At 41.3% G+C, this 16890-nt stretch carries 21 protein-coding genes; all 21 read right to left on the reverse strand.

The window, feature by feature from the left end:
• Positions 1-19: 19 nt before the first annotated feature.
• Positions 20-1117: a flagellar biosynthesis protein FlhB gene (flhB, locus tag M3180_RS01575; protein ID WP_251665466.1), complete on the reverse strand. Its 1098-nt coding sequence runs from the start codon at positions 1115-1117 to the stop codon at positions 20-22.
• A 17-nt stretch (positions 1118-1134) separates the two neighbouring features.
• The gene (gene fliR, locus M3180_RS01580) at positions 1135-1926 is read right to left on the reverse strand and encodes a flagellar biosynthetic protein FliR (RefSeq protein ID WP_251665467.1); all 792 of its coding nucleotides are present in this window, start codon (positions 1924-1926) and stop codon (positions 1135-1137) included.
• 12 nt (positions 1927-1938) lie between these two features.
• Positions 1939-2208: a flagellar biosynthesis protein FliQ gene (fliQ, locus tag M3180_RS01585; protein WP_251665468.1), complete on the reverse strand. Its 270-nt coding sequence runs from the start codon at positions 2206-2208 to the stop codon at positions 1939-1941.
• 23 nt (positions 2209-2231) lie between these two features.
• The gene (gene fliP / locus M3180_RS01590; protein WP_251665469.1) at positions 2232-2987 is read right to left on the reverse strand and encodes a flagellar type III secretion system pore protein FliP; all 756 of its coding nucleotides are present in this window, start codon (positions 2985-2987) and stop codon (positions 2232-2234) included.
• Positions 2988-3004: 17 nt separating this feature from the next.
• Positions 3005-3631, reverse strand: a complete 627-nt coding sequence (locus M3180_RS01595; protein WP_251665470.1) for a flagellar biosynthetic protein FliO — start codon at positions 3629-3631, stop codon at positions 3005-3007.
• Complete coding sequence (locus tag M3180_RS01600; protein ID WP_251665471.1) at positions 3631-3993, reverse strand: response regulator; 363 nt, start codon at positions 3991-3993, stop codon at positions 3631-3633. Before M3180_RS01600 ends, M3180_RS01595 begins: the two co-directional genes overlap by 1 nt.
• A 22-nt stretch (positions 3994-4015) precedes the next feature.
• Positions 4016-5257, reverse strand: coding sequence for a flagellar motor switch phosphatase FliY (fliY, locus tag M3180_RS01605; protein WP_251665472.1), 1242 nt, complete (start codon positions 5255-5257; stop codon positions 4016-4018).
• Positions 5247-6248 carry a flagellar motor switch protein FliM gene (gene fliM / locus M3180_RS01610; protein ID WP_251665473.1) on the reverse strand — a complete coding sequence of 334 codons (1002 nt, stop codon included), beginning with the start codon at positions 6246-6248 and terminating at the stop codon, positions 5247-5249. The genes fliY and fliM overlap by 11 nt, the downstream gene beginning before the upstream one ends.
• 33 nt (positions 6249-6281) lie before the next feature.
• Positions 6282-6746 (reverse strand): flagellar basal body-associated FliL family protein, encoded by a 465-nt coding sequence (locus M3180_RS01615; protein WP_251665474.1) that lies wholly within the window; start codon positions 6744-6746, stop codon positions 6282-6284.
• 13 nt (positions 6747-6759) lie between these two features.
• Positions 6760-6969: a flagellar FlbD family protein gene (locus tag M3180_RS01620; RefSeq protein ID WP_251665475.1), complete on the reverse strand. Its 210-nt coding sequence runs from the start codon at positions 6967-6969 to the stop codon at positions 6760-6762.
• A gap of 55 nt (positions 6970-7024) precedes the next feature.
• Positions 7025-7837: a flagellar basal body rod protein FlgG gene (gene flgG / locus M3180_RS01625; RefSeq protein WP_251665476.1), complete on the reverse strand. Its 813-nt coding sequence runs from the start codon at positions 7835-7837 to the stop codon at positions 7025-7027.
• A 77-nt stretch (positions 7838-7914) separates the two neighbouring features.
• Positions 7915-8301 (reverse strand): TIGR02530 family flagellar biosynthesis protein, encoded by a 387-nt coding sequence (locus M3180_RS01630; RefSeq protein WP_251665477.1) that lies wholly within the window; start codon positions 8299-8301, stop codon positions 7915-7917.
• On the reverse strand, positions 8301-8807 hold the full coding sequence (locus M3180_RS01635) for a flagellar hook capping FlgD N-terminal domain-containing protein (protein ID WP_251665478.1): 507 nt from the start codon (positions 8805-8807) through the stop codon (positions 8301-8303). Before M3180_RS01635 ends, M3180_RS01630 begins: the two co-directional genes overlap by 1 nt.
• A gap of 32 nt (positions 8808-8839) precedes the next feature.
• Complete coding sequence (locus M3180_RS01640) at positions 8840-10330, reverse strand: flagellar hook-length control protein FliK (protein WP_251665479.1); 1491 nt, start codon at positions 10328-10330, stop codon at positions 8840-8842.
• A gap of 41 nt (positions 10331-10371) precedes the next feature.
• The gene (locus tag M3180_RS01645) at positions 10372-11280 is read right to left on the reverse strand and encodes a MotE family protein (protein ID WP_251665480.1); all 909 of its coding nucleotides are present in this window, start codon (positions 11278-11280) and stop codon (positions 10372-10374) included.
• Between the two features lie 24 nt (positions 11281-11304).
• Positions 11305-11751, reverse strand: a complete 447-nt coding sequence (gene fliJ / locus M3180_RS01650; RefSeq protein WP_251665481.1) for a flagellar export protein FliJ — start codon at positions 11749-11751, stop codon at positions 11305-11307.
• A gap of 6 nt (positions 11752-11757) precedes the next feature.
• On the reverse strand, positions 11758-13083 hold the full coding sequence (gene fliI, locus M3180_RS01655) for a flagellar protein export ATPase FliI (protein WP_251665482.1): 1326 nt from the start codon (positions 13081-13083) through the stop codon (positions 11758-11760).
• Positions 13070-13915: a FliH/SctL family protein gene (locus M3180_RS01660; protein ID WP_251665483.1), complete on the reverse strand. Its 846-nt coding sequence runs from the start codon at positions 13913-13915 to the stop codon at positions 13070-13072. The genes fliI and M3180_RS01660 overlap by 14 nt, the downstream gene beginning before the upstream one ends.
• Complete coding sequence (fliG, locus tag M3180_RS01665; RefSeq protein ID WP_251665484.1) at positions 13908-14921, reverse strand: flagellar motor switch protein FliG; 1014 nt, start codon at positions 14919-14921, stop codon at positions 13908-13910. The genes M3180_RS01660 and fliG overlap by 8 nt, the downstream gene beginning before the upstream one ends.
• Before the next feature lie 10 nt (positions 14922-14931).
• The gene (gene fliF / locus M3180_RS01670) at positions 14932-16515 is read right to left on the reverse strand and encodes a flagellar basal-body MS-ring/collar protein FliF (RefSeq protein WP_251665485.1); all 1584 of its coding nucleotides are present in this window, start codon (positions 16513-16515) and stop codon (positions 14932-14934) included.
• Positions 16516-16556: 41 nt separating this feature from the next.
• Positions 16557-16865: a flagellar hook-basal body complex protein FliE gene (gene fliE / locus M3180_RS01675; protein ID WP_251665486.1), complete on the reverse strand. Its 309-nt coding sequence runs from the start codon at positions 16863-16865 to the stop codon at positions 16557-16559.
• Positions 16866-16890 lie beyond the last annotated feature (25 nt).

The following is a 16890-nucleotide window of genomic DNA, read 5'->3' on the forward strand; positions in this document are numbered from 1 at the left end:
TGTTCCCTCCCTTACATTATTATTTAGCATGCTTCCTACCTCTAATCTTATATACATATGCCAGCACCTCTGCCACAGCCTGAAACAGATCAGCAGGAATTGCATCTCCTATTTCTGTTTGACTGTATAAAGCACGTGCAAGTGGCTTATTTTCCATCGTTATTACATCATGCTCTTTTGCAACCTCTTTAATTTTAAGAGCAAGATGATCCATCCCTTTCGCGACAACGACCGGTGCTTCCATATTTGCAGCATCATATTTCAATGCAACAGCAAAATGTGTAGGGTTCGTAATAACGACGTCTGCATTAGGGACCTCCTGCATCATTCGCGATATTGCCATTCGCAATTGCTTTTCCCGGATTTTTCGTTTTATTAACGGGTCACCTTCAGATTTCTTATGCTCATCTTTGATATCTTGCTTTGACATTCGAATACTTTTTGCGTGCTCATATTTTTGATATAAAAAGTCTAAAAATGCCAGTACGATTAATATAGCCCCTGTAGTTACACCCATTCGTATAACGAGAGATGCTAGATAAGATACTACAGTTTCAATAGGCTGAAGGCCTAACCCTGTAATTGTTCCCCATTCATTGCTTATTATCGAAAAAACAACTACAGCAATGATAATAACCTTTAATAAGCTTTTAGCGAACTCTACAAGACTGCGCATAGAAAAAATACGCTTAAAGCCTTCGATCGGATTTAGTTTTTTTAATTGAACCTTTAACGGTTCGTTCGTTAATAGAAATCCAAACTGCACAACATTGCCAATAACGCCAGTGATCATGACGATCGCAAGTATAGGAGCGATAATTAGCAGCACCTGAAGTATAACGTTGATAAAGAAATCACCAAGGTTTGTAATCGTGACTTCCATCGTTAACCAATTTTCAAACAAATCATGAAATAAATTCGTAAAATGTGTTTTATAGTAATCTCCGAGCATCATAAAGGATGCGAAGCACAGTGTAAGAATCAACGCGGATGGAAGCTCTTGGGATTTGGCAACCTGTCCTTTTTTTCGTGAGTCCTGTTTCTTCTTAGGGGTTGCCTTCTCTGTTTTTTCTTGATTGAATAGCTGTAGATCTACAACTAAACGATATTTACGCACTGTTTTGCCTCCATTCTTTATGCAGGCGGACCTTGCACCACACCGAAAAATTGCTCTAGCGAGTTAAACATAACCGTAAAGATTTTCTCGAAGATCACTGCCATGCCTGGCATTAACAAGAAAATTAATAATAAACCAAGCATAATTTTTACTGGAAAACCAATAACAAACACATTAAATTGAGGGGCTGTCTTTGCTAAGAAGCCAAGCCCAACATCTGTAATGAACATTGCAACCATTATCGGCAACGCAACTTGAACTCCGATTACTATGCTGGAAATGACGGCGTTTGTTAAAAATTGGGCTAAGCTTCCATCTCCCATTCTAGAAAACCATTGATTTTCAATCGGGATATACAAGTAGCTGTCCATCAATCCAGTAAGTAAGAAGTGATGTCCATTCATCATTAAGAACACGACAAGCAAAAGCATATACTTAAAATTACCGAGCAATGGTACCGATACACCCGATACAGGGTCTACGATGTTCGCCATTGCGAAACCGATCTGCATGTCGATGATCCCACCTGCAGTTTGTACCGTAACAAAAAACAGATACACAATAAACCCCATCATAAGTCCGATAAGCACTTCTCTTATGACAAGCAAGAAATATTGAATATCTATAATCATCGCCTGACTAGGACCGTGCACGGTTACGATTAGCAGGGAAATAAAAAAGCCGAGCCCAATCTTAAATATCGCCGGAACATTTCTGTGATTAAAGATCGGTGTTACGACGAAAAAAGCTGTTACTCGACAAAATATTAACAAAAAAATAGGGACTGCCTCTAAAAATACATCTGTCATCGAATTCACAGCCTAACCGATATAATGGTGCAGATTATTAAATATCGTATACGTGAAGTCGACAACCGTATTGAGAATCCACGGTCCGAATATGACTACCGCTAACAATACTGCAACGATCTTCGGTACAAACGCTAAAGTCTGTTCTTGGATCTGGGTTGTCGCCTGAAACACACTTACTACTAAACCAGTCACTAGTGCAAGAACGAGCATAGGTGCGGCTGCTTTCAATACAGTAAATACAGCTTGTCCAGCTATCCCTATAATAAAATCTGCACTCAATATTTCCCCCTCCTGATCTAGCTTTAAGGGTTAAAGCTTAGTAGTAATGAACGTACAATGAGATACCAGCCATCTACTAATATAAACAATAGTATTTTGAAAGGCAGCGAGATCATGATCGGTGGTAGCATCATCATCCCCATCGCCATAAGTGTACTCGAAACAATCATATCAATAATTAAAAATGGGATAAAAATCATAAAGCCCATCTGGAATGCCGTCTTCAATTCACTTATCGCGAAGGCTGGAATCAATGTCGTAATTGGAATCTCCTCATACGATGATGGCTTTTCTTCCCCTGTATAATTCATGAACAATAGGAGATCCTTTTCACGCGTATGATTAAACATAAACTTTTTCATAGGCTTTGCAGCTTCTTCAAAGGCTTCCTCTTGTGTCAACTCACCTTGAATGTAAGGCTGAAGCGCCACTTGATTAATCTCATTAAATGTCGGTGCCATGATAAAGAATGTTAAAAACATTGCCAATCCAACAAGCACTTGCGCTGGAGGTATCGTATTCGTTCCCATCGATGTTTTCACAAAGCCAAGGACAATAACGATTCGAGTAAAGCTCGTCATTAACACCAAAATTGCAGGGGCAACGCTTAATACAGTGATTAGCAATAAAATAGAGAGTGTACTAGTCCCTGAAGCATCAGCATCATCATTACCAATATTAATGGAGATATCAGGAAGCGGTTCAGCGTGAGCATATGGTACCAAGAAAACAAAAAACATCATTATCAATGGTACGATAAGCATCCACTTTTTTTTCATTGTCCATCAACCATTCATTATTTTTTATCTTTTAATAAAGACTCAAGCTCTTGCTTGCGCTCTGCTTGCTTATCAAGCTTAGTCTGCAATAAGTCTTCGAATGAGCGTGGATCATTCCACATTTCATCCGAAGCATTCGTGGAATCAGACTGTTTCTTACGCGATGCAACGAATTGCTTGAGTGAGCTGAAGCTAATGTTGCTTTGCTCTGCTAATTCTAATGCTGCAATGATTTGCGCAACCTTATCAGGGTCTACTTCTTTGTCTAGCAAAGTAACAGATTCACCCACACCTACGATGTAGATTCGATCTGCAACCTCAATCACTTGCATTGAGCTATTTTGTCCGAGACTAACTCCTCCAAGAGAACGCATGCCACGTTGATTACCCCAGGCACGATTTCTTTTAGACAGCCACTTTACAGTGATCATTAAAAGCGCAATGACGATTGCTAAAGCTACAAATACCTTAATAACATCGAACACGATGTTCGTCTGTTGAAACGCTGGAGACCCATCGCTTGCCAAGCCACTTCCTTGCTCGCTGTTACTTGAAGCAGCAACAGCGATGTTTGGAAGAGTTATGAATAGTAAGCTACTACTAGCGATTTTTAGCACATACGAACGAATATTAAACTTACTCATTAGCCTAGTGTTTTCTTAATAGCTTCGATTACTCGATCAGCTTGGAATGGCTTAACGATGAAATCTTTCGCACCTGCTTGGATCGCGTCAATAACCATAGCTTGCTGACCCATCGCAGAGCACATAATAACTTTTGCATTTGCATCAATTTTACGGATTTCCTTCAATGCTGAAATCCCATCCATCTCTGGCATCGTAATATCCATCGTAATTAGGTCTGGCTTCAATTCCTTAAATTTCTCAATAGCTTGAGCACCGTCTGGTGCTTCACCAACTACCTCATAACCATTTTTGCTTAAAATATCACGAATCATCATTCGCATAAAAGCAGCATCATCAACAATTAGAATACGATTAGACATCTTTCTTCCTCCTAGAAATCCGTTATTGTAGTTTTTGAATTCTGTCCCATTGACTCACGATATCTGTAACACGAACACCAAAGTTCTCGTCGATGACAACAACCTCGCCTTTTGCAATGAGCTTGTTGTTAACAAGAATATCGACTGGTTCACCTGCTAGCTTGTCCAGCTCAATAATTGAGCCTTGAGAAAGCTCAAGGATATCTTTTATTTGCTTCTGGGTCCTACCTAATTCTACAGTGACCTTCAATGGTATGTCGAGTAGTAAATTAAGATTTGTCCCATCGGTTTGCGTATATGGTGCTTGATTAAAATTCGCAAACTGTACAGGTTGAACATTTACGTTGCGATTCATGTTCGTTTGTTGATGCTGATCATAATTCATCGCAGGCGCTGGCGCTGGCTGAGCAAACATATCCTGTTGTGGGGCATGGAATGTATTACCCATTGGCTGCTGCTGCTCTACTTGAGCTGCTGGCGCTACTGGCGGTACAGCCATTGGCGCTGGCGCAGGTGGAGTTGTCTCCTGAACAGGGGCCGGAGTAACATCCATCGGCTCCGTATCCGTACCCATCAGTGTTGCGACCATTTGCTTCGCAAAAGAAATTGGAAGCAGCTGCATAATTGTAGAATCTATTAAATCTCCAATCGTTAAATGGAAGGAAATTTTGATCATAATATCTTCTGGTGGAAGATGATCAATGCCATCTCCGCTTGTTACATCTAATATATTTATTCCAGGCGGCGATATATTTACTAGTCGGTTAAATATCGTCGACATCGACGTAGCAGAAGATCCCATCATTTGGTTCATTGCTTCTTGAACTGCTGAAATATGGATTTCATTCAGCTCTTGGTCAGTTACTTCTCCTTCTCCACCAAGCATTAAATCTGCGATTACTTGTGCGTCTTTCGTACGAATGACTAATGAATTTATACCTTCAAAGCCATCAACATATTCAACACTTACCGCAACATGCGGTTTAGGAAATACGTCACCAAGCTCGCTTTTACGAACGATAGATACGGAAGGAGTCGTAATATCTACCTTTCTACCTAATAAAGTTGACAATGCAGTTGCTGCACTGCCGAACGTAATATTTCCAATCTCACCTAAAGCATCCTGCTCTAGCGTAGACAGGTAATCCTCTAAGACGACCTCTTCTGCTTCTGCAGGAGTCATGTCACTATGCTCGGGCTCACCTGAGGATTGACGAAGCAATGCATCGATTTCCTCCTGAGATAAATAATCTTTACTCGTCATAGTCTTCTTCCGCTCCTTCGTTTACAATCTCATCAATTTGAATCGCTATGCGATCCCTTATCGAGCCTGGACTTCCAATAAATTTCAGCTTTTCTCCTACTTTTATCTTAAGTCCTTCATCAACTGGTTTGTTAAGCGTTAATACGTCACCTTGAGCTAAGCCCAAAAACTCCTGAATCGTAATGGTTGCCTCTCCAAGTTCAGCAATGATTGGTAGTTTAGTCTTCTTCACACGATGCTCAAGGATTTCAACTTCCTCTGGTATGCGCTCCTTCTTTTGTGAAACAAACCAATGATGTACAGACAGTCTTGGCATAATTGGTTCTAGTACAACATGCGGAATACAAAGATTAATCATCCCTGTTGTGTCCCCAATTTTTGTACTAAAAGAGATTAGCGCTATCGTTTCATTGGGAGACACGATTTGCATAAACTGTGGATTCGTCTCCAATGCTTCAAGCTTCGGTTTAATATCAATGACCGTTTTCCAAGCTTCTTGTAGATTATCAAACGCTCTAGCAAAAACCTTTTCCATGACAATCGTTTCAATCTCAGTAAGAGCGTTCATCTTCGATGGAGCTGTTCCTGGACCACCAAGCAGGCGATCTAACATGGCGTAGGCTACGTTAGGATTTACTTCTAGTACCATACGCCCTTCTAAAGGCTCAGCTTCAAAGATATTTAATATCGTCATCTTTGGAATTGATCGTATAAATTCATCATAAGGCAATTGCTCTACATCAACGACATTGATTTGTACAAAGGTTCTTAATTGAGCTGAAAAATAAGTAGTTAAATAACGAGCAAAATTTTCATGAATTCGAGTCAAGCTGCGGATATGATCCTTAGAAAAGCGTACTGCACGCTTAAAGTCATATACACTAATTTTTCTTGTAGGTTCTTCCTTCTTCAAATCTTCTGCATCCATCTCACCTGATGATAAAGCGGCAAGTAATGCGTCGATCTCATTCTGAGATAAAACATCAACCATGTCTCTCACCTCCTTAGAGGAATTCATTAGAAGCTAAATTTTTGCAATCATAAAATCTGTAATTTCAACTTTCACTAGTTTACCCTTTGGCAAAATAGGGTTGATTAGATTCAGCAGCTGTGACTCTAGCTGATCCTCACCTTGAGAGCCATTCAGCTCATCAGCAGTCATATCAGCGAGCACTCTACTGATGATTGGCTTCACTTCTATGTCTAGAATCTTGTCAAAGCTTTCCTTAGACTTTTTATCATCAAGCTGGAAGGCAAAGTTTATGCTCACTACATATTGTGAATCTTTCAAATTTCTACGGAAATCTGTCAATGTAGAGGTTACTTCAACTCTTTTTTCTGCGCTGAGAACTTCAACCTCTACTGGTTTGTTGCTTGCGAGTGCTGAGCTCGAATCATCAAACATCGTCTTATACACGACGATTCCTACTACAGCTATTAATGTAATTGAAAGTAGAATAGTTATTAACCACGGCAGCATCTTTTTCATGGCAAAGACTCCTTTATTCTTGACTCTTTTGGGCCGCAGTAATTAGGCCGATTGTTTGAAGAAACTGCTGATTGAGCGCTATAATTTCAGCAGCAGATTCTTTTACTACTATTTTGTTTCCAGTCGTTAGCGTAATTACCGTATCAGCGGCTTCGTCAACAAACTCAATGAGAAGTGCGTTAATGGTTACTGATCGACCGTTTAAGCGCGTTAGTGTAATCATTAGCAGCCTCCTAGCTTAGAGGGGGATCAATGGATCCCCCTTCAACCTACATTACTTATCGCTTAAGATTTACAACCTCTTGTAGAATTTCATCGGAAGTAGTAATGATTCTTGAGTTCGCCTGGAATCCACGCTGAGCAACAATCATTTCTGTAAATTCACTTGTTAAGTCAACGTTTGACATTTCAAGCTGACCAGCGATGATGCCACCTGTACCAAGCTCTGCATCATTAGGAGCTACGATCTCAATCTCGCCATCTGGATTCGCATTGACCGTCATGCGGTACAAGTTCCCTCCTAGCTTTTCTAGCCCCTCTGGGTTAACGACACGTGCTACACCAATTTGTGCAACTTCAACAGGGCCGTCAGGCGTTACCCCGACAATCATACCGTCCTGTGAGATGCTAAACGCAGTTACCTCTTCATCTACAATGATAGGTGCACCACCAACATCAAGCACGAATAGTCCATCACCATTTACGAGCTGACGGTTAGCATCAAGTGTAAAGTTACCTGCGCGGCTAAGCACTTGCTCTGCATCGTCGCCTGCTGACAGCACGAAGAATCCATCACCATTGATTCTCAAATCAGTTGGTCGATTCGTTGTCATTGCACTACCTGCGGTATGTATCGTATCAATAGATGCAATATTAACACCAAGACCTACTTGCTTCGCATTAACACCGCCGCTTACTCCATCCTCTGGAGCTGTTACACCACTAACGGTTTGGCTCAAAATATCCGAAAACATTACACGGCCGGATTTAAAACCGATCGTATTAACGTTTGCAATATTGTTACCAATTACGTCAAGCTTTGTTTGGAAGCCTCTCATTCCTGAAACTCCAGAATACATCGATCTAAGCATGATTCATCCTCCTAATATTAGGTATTTATTAGCTGCATCAGTCGGTCAGCAGCTGTAGGCCCCCTTATCGGTCCAGCCTATTTCAAAATAATTGCACTATCAATTTGTGTAAACACATTGCTTTGCAGCTGTCCACCATCTAAAGCAGTGACAACTGTTCGAGTAGGAACGTTAACGATCATCGCAATATCACGATAGACGATCAGCGAATCCTTCGCACCCTTTTGTGCCGCTGAATCAACCGCTTCACTAATTTGATTCAAGCTTTCCTGCGGAAGGCTAATTCCTCGCTGAGCCATTCTAATCTCCGCATGGTGGCTGAACTTAAGCATCTCACGATCTAATGCTTCAGAAAAGCTCGGCTTATCCGTTTTATTAGATTGCACATTGTGATGCCCTTGTTGAAAAGCGCCAGGATTGACCTTCATCGGATAGAGCTGACCAACTCTAAAGCTCTCATTCATTACTCCATCACCTCTTCACTAGAGGAGGAGTCTGTTGGCTCGCTTTCTTCTTGATCCGAAGAGTTGTCATTCTCAATTGGAGTAGATGAGATCTGTCCAATAAAATCCATACCGATTTTCTCTCCGCCAACTTGTACAAAGAGATGACCATCCTGTGAAATAATAGAATCTACCAATCCGCTTCTCTGAACAATTTCTCCAGCATTATCATACTCATTCCAGGTCACGTGCTTACCTATTAAACTCGAAGCCGTTCCGATATTCAAACGCAGAAGAGAGATCTCTTCTTTCATATTGATTAATTGTTCTACAGAAGAGAACTGTGCCATCTGAGCGATATACTGTGTATTATCCATCGGAGATAATGGGTCCTGATTCTGAAGCTGAGCAACTAATAAACCTAAAAATTGGTCCTTACCAAGTTCATTTGTTTTAGTAGAAGCTTTAACTACATTAGACGTATTATAATGAGGCCACACAACAGATGATTGTATTGAGCTTGCCATCTTTTCACCTCCATCTTACTTTAATGGATTAGTTAAACCGTTTCGTTAACTGCTCGTCCGAAGCCTAATTCTTGATTAGCTGCATTGATAAGTAATTCTTCTTCAAAGGCTGCTTCATCAAGCTCTTTTCTAGAGCTGTCATCGTTACCGTTTTGACTATTGGATTGTTGCTTTTGCTGTTGACTAAGCTGAGATGCAAATTCAGTTTGAGCAACTTCTATTTTTTCTACCGTTATCCCTTGAGCTGCAAGTGAAGCACGAAGCTGAAGCATTTGATTTTCTAATGCGTCCTTCGCCATCGCTGTTTCTGTTTGGAACATTGCAGTCAGCACGCCATTCTGCATAGAAATTTTAACATCAACATGACCTAAATGCTCAGGTGTTAGTGATAGTCTCGCTTCCGTCAAGCCATTTAGCTCGGTCACGTTAAATCTTTGCACAATTAAGCCTCTCATCGTATCTGCAAACTCATCTGCAAGAACATAAGCACTAGTAACAGAAGGGCCTGTTCGAATGAAATGAGGCAAAAGCTCACGTACATTGTGAGCACGTAGCTGCGCAATCGTAGCAGAAGGCTGAACAGCCGTATCCTCTTGTACAGCTTGAGTAGCTGAGTTTGAGGCATCATTCGCTTGTGTAGCAGCTTGAGCGTAAGTTGCTTCTACATTCAATCGCTGTAGATGAGATGCTTGTTCATCTGATGCTGACTTATCTTTCACAGCAAACTCGGAAGCTGACGCAGCTCCACTAGCATTTTGTTGACCTACTGCTTGATTAAGCTTTAGATCTTGTTGCGACTCTGCAGCTTTATTATTCGTTGCTTGGTCTGTTGTAGCAGACTTGATAATCTGTGCCATATCGTCTGCTATCGTATTACTGCTGTCAATCGTTCCCGCGGCTTGCTTGAGCTTAGCATCCTGAAGCAGCTGAGCTACTGTGGCTTGAACGATATGTAATTGTTCAGTTACGATATCTTCTACAGTTTGAACACCAGGTAATACCTTAACTTCACCGCTTTGCAATGCATGTTGAAGCATCAAAAGCTGATCCTGAAGCTTAATAACTAGTTGATTGGATGAACTTTGTTGAGCATCGCTATCTAACTGTTGATCAACACTGAGCATAGGAGCTTGCTTGCTAGCTTCTTGATTGAAGGAGACCACTTGGATTAACGCCTCCATTTGCTGAATCAAATCTTCAACAACGGATTGCTGTTCATTATCTAGTCCAAACTGCTCTAGCTCATCTAGCTGATCTAACAAGCCCTCAAGCAAAGCATTAAGCTGTTCAGCTGACGCTTGCTCCTCATTCAGTGATCCGGCTTTACCAGCCAAAAGCAATGCAGATGATGCAACCATTTGACCTGTTTCAGCTGTTTGGCCTGCATCTCCTTGCTGTCCTTCGACAAGACTGACTAATTGCTTTTGAAAGGATGTTGCATTTGTTGAGGAAGAATTCGTATTGGTTAGCTGTGCAACATTTCCCATCACAGTACCAGGATTCAATACATTCATTACGTCCATTATGTCACCTCCTTTCGAGACTCCCTCGCATTAGTCTTGCATTAGTCTTGCATCAATCTTGTAACTAGTAATGCAGCTGTCGTTTCATTAATAGCTGTCATTTCTTCTAAGATTGCGGAACGAGCTGTGCTTCCCGTAACCTTCAATATACGAAGGACCTTACTGGAGCTTACGTCCATCATTTTCAACAGCATATCTGCTGCAGCCGATGGCTCCATCGCAGAAAATGTTGCTGCTAGGTCTGCATCACTAACCTCATTTGTTGAAGATTCCTGTTCATTTTCCGATTGAAGCAGCTGTACTCTAGATTGCAGAGCTGCAATTTCTAGATCTTTAGCTGTTTCACTGTCCTTAAGCAGCATCGTAACATCGGCTGCTGTCTTTGGAGTCATTTTCTCCATAATACGCACGCGATCATCTGCTCGCATGTTACCGAAAAGAAGTGCCATTTCCTCCAATGTCATACTTTGCACAATAGGAGCAGCCTTACTCGGTGTCATTTTTGCAAACATACTCGCCAGCTCTTGAATTCGTGCCGTATACTGCTCATCAGTAATCGCAGTTGGTTCAGTTACAGGCTCCTCGCTGATTGTCTCACTCTTTTCCTGAAGAGTTGCAATGGTTTGCTCCTGCTCAATCGTTTTCTGTTGTGCTGCATTCAGCTCGTTTTGCAAAGTCGCCAGCTGAGTTTCTAGTTCAACGATTCGCTCACTATATTTGTCTTTTTTCATTTCATCATCTGAGTTTACAGCCGTCGTACTAGGCGCCGGCAATACATTACGAACGACTGGAATATCTTGACCGATCTCCAAAGCCTTGTTTCGTATATCTACATCGAGAAAAGTGACCAATAGTCCGAGCAAAACAATCACAAACAAAATAGGAGTAATAATAAATACAGCTTTTTCTATAAAACTGCTTTCTTGCTTTTCTTCGTCAATGGCTGCCAAATCCATTCACTCCCTTGCACGGTCTTATGGGGTAGGTGACATAAAACGGATGGAGGCCATCTCGTCTAATTCATTCTGTTCCTTGATTTGCATGCTATAGCGAAATTTAGTAAAGGCATTCTCCTTAGCCTTATGCCAAACCTTTTCTTCCCTCATCTTATCTGCCAAATCGTTTCTACGTTGCTCTACTTTACGCTCTGCACGTTCAATATCTTTCATTTTGCTTTTAATCGTTTGAGCAAAGTATTCAATATATTCGTCAATAGCAAGTACTTCAGCTAAAGGGGTCGCTTCTTTTACAGATTGCTCAAGCTTTTGTTCCCATTCTCTTTGCTGCTGCTGAAGTGATCGAAGCTGCTCTCTCTCCGAATTAAGCTCACCAATTGCATCAGATAGAAGCCATTCCGCGTGAGTCTTTTCACTTTCCTTCAAATCAACAATCTTTTGGAAGCTATACTTGAACGCTGCCATTCATTATCAACTCCTAGCAAAATTCGCAATTAGCTGCTGCTGAACTTCCTCCAGCGTTACCTTTTCATTTGTACGCTGTTTTGTAAACGAGTTAATCAGATCGATATATTGAATCGCCATATCAATTTGTTGATTAGATCCTTGCTGATATGCACCGATATTGATTAGATCCTCTGAATCACGATATATGGCAAGTAACCTTTTCAGCTCATTTGCAGCATCCAGCTGTTCTTCAGTGACGATCTCGTTCATTACACGACTGACAGACGATAGAACATCTATCGCTGGATAATGACCCTTATGTGCTAAAGCCCTGCTTAGTACGATATGACCATCTAATATACCTCGAACGGCATCCGCGATTGGCTCATTCATATCATCACCATCAACGAGGACGGTGTAAAAGGCTGTAATTGATCCCTTTTTTCCTGTACCAGCTCTCTCAAGCAGCTTCGGCAATGCAGCAAACACCGAAGGTGTATAACCTCTTGTCGCTGGAGGCTCTCCAATAGCCAGACCAACCTCACGCATCGCCATCGCATAACGCGTTACAGAATCCATCATGAGCATGACATTTAATCCGCGGTCTCTAAAGTACTCTGCAATAGAAGTCGCAATCATTGCACCCTTCATACGAATTAGCGCTGGCTGATCTGAAGTCGCTACGACTACAACAGATCTAGCAAGACCCTCTGGTCCTAGATCCTTTTCAATAAATTCAAGCACCTCACGTCCACGTTCTCCGATCAGTGCGATGACATTAACATCAGCCGTCGTATTTCTAGCGATCATCCCTAGTAGTGTACTTTTCCCTACTCCAGATCCAGCGAATATACCAACACGTTGGCCTTCACCAACGGTAAGCAATCCATCGATCGCTCGTACACCTGTCCCAAGCGGTTTGGTGACTCGTGGTCTTGCAAGAGGGTTATTCGGTGTGTTATGGGTTGAATAATTCGGCATTCTGCTTGGGAGAAAGCTGCCATCCAGCGGATTTCCCAGTCCATCAAGCACTTTACCAAGCAACTCAGAGCCCACTTGAACCGTTAATGGTTTTCCTGTGCCGACAACGTCACAGCCTGGGCTGATGGAATGCAGATCTCCTAGCGGCATTAAAATAACTTTATTTTCACGAAAGCCTACAACCTCTGCCTTAAGCGGCTTCGAAGATTTTGTAGGATAGATATAACAGAGGTCACCAATACTTGCATCTGGTCCTTGCGACTCGACAGTCAACCCAATAACCTGTGTTACTTTCCCATTAATACGTACGGGATCGACATTTTTCAGATGCTCTCGGTATTTGTCGACTTCTAAATTAAGCTTGGTCATTGGCTTGACCTCTTTCCTCTACACTTTGATGAGCAATGTTGAGCAATTCACGCTTAATCTCTGATAATTGTGTATCGATCCGAGCATCAATACTACCGAATTTGGAACGAATGACACAGCCATGATCCTTTACGGTTGTATCAGGTATAATCACTAGCTCAGCCTGTGAATCTATCGTTGCATCCAGTTCTTCACGCGCTCCTTGAATGAACGATAGTGACGATGGTGCAACACATAGAATGATTTCACCTTGCTCTCGTCTACGGGAAAGTGTACGTGTAATAATATCTAGTACCATGTCAGGCTCTAAGGAAAGCTGTTTATCGATTACTTTTTCTGCGATTGAACAGCTTAATTCAACGATAAACGGCTCTGCTTCTTGAATAATCTGCTCACGCGTTCGATAGGCTTCCTTAAGAATAGAAGCAGCTTCTGACAAGTTATGCTCCCATTCCTGCTCAACCTTCACATGAGCCTCTTCAAGCCCTTGTTGATAACCAGCCTCAAAGCCTTCCTTTTTATGCTTTTCTTGCAGCTCAGCATCCTCATTACGTTTCTCTAGCCACCACACATCAATCTGCTGCTCAGTATCTTGCAGCATCTTTTCACATTCAGCTGCAGCTTCCTTTATGCGTGCCTCAGCAGCTGCCATCGCATCGGCAATAATTTGCTCTTTAAGCGAAATCGTTGCTTCATCCGGCTGTTCTACCTCGGACACTTCTTCAGCATTCTCAGTAAAATTGGGCTGTTGAGTAACATATTGATTGTTGACGCGCAACTTTTTAAGCTCTTCAAGCGTCATAACATGTGAGGACTTGATTAGATTAGACAATAATATCATCTCCTCCGCCACGTGCGATGATGATTTCACCAGACTCTTCTAGTCGTCTTATAATTGCAACGATTCGAGTCTGAGCTTCTTCTACATCACGCAAGCGTACAGGTCCCATAAATTCCATTTCTTCTTGGAATGTTTCTGACATGCGCTTTGACATATTACGGAATATCGCTTCACGAACCTCTTCACTCGACACCTTAAGTGCAAGCTGAAGATCCGCATTTTCAACATCACGTATAATACGTTGAATGGAGCGGTTATCAATGCTAACAATATCCTCAAAGACAAACATACGCTTCTTGATATCTTCAGCGAGTTCAGGATCTTGAATTTCTAATGCATCTAGAATTGTACGCTCTGTACCACGGTCAACACCATTTAGTATTTGTACGATAGAATCGATGCCACCTGCATTGGTGTAATCCTGAGTAACGGTCGATGAAAGCTTTTGCTCCAGTATGTGCTCAATTTGAGTAATGACCTCTGGAGAAGTACTATCCATGAGCGCAATTCTTTTTGCTACATCAGCCTGCTTATCCTGAGGCAAGGAGGACAGTATCGTCGCTGCTTGCTCAGCCTGCAGATATGATAGAACAAGGGCTATCGTTTGTGTGTTTTCATTCTGAATAAAGTTAAGGATCTGTGCAGGATCAGCCTTACGCGCAAAGTCGAAAGGTCTAACCTGCAACGTCGCAGTAAGTCTAGTCAAAACTTCTTTTGCCTTATCTTCACCAAGTGCTTTATCAAGAATTTCTTTCGCATAGGCAATACCGCCTTGTGAAATAAACTCTTGAGCCATACATATTTGATGGAACTCTTGTAATATAAAATCACGATCATTGCTGTCGACTTTACGTACGTTTGCGATTTCAAGCGTAAGCTGTTCAATCTCATCATCACGTAAATGCTTAAATATTTGTGCGGATACTTCAGGTCCTAGCGTAATCAGTAAGATCGCTGCCTTTTGACGTCCTGATAATCCTTGTGCTAGTTTAGACATTACAGCACCTCTATTCATCTACTAGCCAGGTACGAAGCAAGTTGACAAATTCGTCAGGTTTGCGTTTGGCAAGTTGTTCAAGATTTTTGCGAGCTTGATTATCATTTTGCAGATTTTCAAGATCAATTGTTTCATAGGCAGGTCGTTCAGGAATATCTTCCACAACCATCTCATCTTCAAGCGCTTGAGCTTTACGGCGACGAAGCAATACAACAATTAACGCAATAATCGCTGCTAAAGCTAGTGCAGACAAGCCAATAATCCAAGCCATCGGAATTCCAGCTTCCTGAGCAACAGCAGTTTCTTCATCGAAGTTACGAGCTATTAACGTCACCTTTTGCTGAAGGTTTTCATCACTTGTTAGGTCTTGGCCTGAATTAGCCAATTGACTACGTACAAAGCTTGCTAAGTAATTCGTAATCGCAGCTTGATCTGCATCACTTGCTAGCTCTGAAGCCTCAAAGCCGACACTGATCGAAAGATCCTTTACGACATACGCTTGCGATTCAATAATGTTATTAATACGATTTACATCATAGTTTCGAATGGTAGAGTTACTTTCGGATTCACTCTGGTCTCCATTTGATCCAGTTTGATAGGTCGGGATATCAGTTTCTCCTGTCCCGACAACGCCACTTGAGGCTTGTGAATTCGTACTGGAGCTTGATTCTAATTGTTCACTGATAATAATTCCATTATTGTTATTATTTTCTAGCGGCAACACAAGACTTTCCTGGCTTGATTTCTTATCGAAGTTCAAGCTACTTGAAATACTAACTACAATTTTATCAACGCCATAAATTTGACTTAAATATTGTTGAATCTGATTTTTAATCTCTTGCTCATATTTTCGTTGTATATTAAATTGCGTCTCAATAACGTTAGTTCCGCCATTGATTAAGTCGCTCGCTTCAGAAGAAATCAATTCTCCTAGCTGCTGACTTGAAATCGTAATATCCTGTGTATCGATATTACCAACCGCTGCTTTTATCAAATTATAGTAGCCATCGATGTCCTTTTGCGATGGTCGATATCCGCTCGTAAAGGTTAGGACTACAGCAGCAGAAGGCTTGTTTAGTTCCTCAGTCGTTAAAAACACACTTTCCTCTGGCATTGTTATGAGCACTTTAGAGCTTTCAATGCCATTTAAGTTATTTAACAGCTTCTGAACCTCACCATTAATGGCGCTTTGTTTTTTCACGTTGAACTCATTTTCTGTCGTTCCAAGTGAGCTTGTCCCTATTCCAAATGTTTCAGCGAAGCCTAGCGATCCATTTTGGATTAAACCCTGAGATCCTACATCGATCTGAACTCGGGCAGCATCTTTCGCTGGAATAGAAATTTCTGATCCAGTAGCATTTAGCTTATATGGAATTCCTGCAGCATCCAAATGATTAATTACAGCTGCTGAATCCATCGTATCCAAATTTTTGAAAGCAACCTCATATTCAGTTCTAGTAAAAATAATTGTCATTAATACGATTGCTACAATCAGTCCAATACTCGATGCACTTAACCATATTTTCTGTTTATTACTCATTTGCTGAAAACTGGTTTTCACTTTGTTAACATATTGGGCTACTCTTTCGTTCACGTCTTCACCTCATCCGCGTTCTATGCAGGTAACAAGTCATCCTAGATTTGGATTCTCATTATTTCTTGATACGCTGCCACAACTTTATTGCGAATCTCTGAGGTTAGTTGCAAACTTAATTGAGATTGACTTGCTGCAATCAGTACTTCAGTAGCATCCACTTGACCCGCTAAGTATAAATCATTCTTTTTATGAACGTCTGCTTCTAATGCAGAAACGTCATTTAGTGCGTTATTCAAATATTCTCCAAATGATTTAGTTATTTCTGATGTTGATGGTGATTTTTCAGTTTGACTTACATTAATTGTTTTCAGAGCATTGATAGCTTTAGTTGACACATGCTCGATCATTTAGTGACTCAATCCTCTCCGTATT

Source organism: Paenibacillus camelliae (assembly GCF_023715345.1).
GTDB lineage: Bacteria > Bacillota > Bacilli > Paenibacillales > Paenibacillaceae > Pristimantibacillus > Pristimantibacillus camelliae.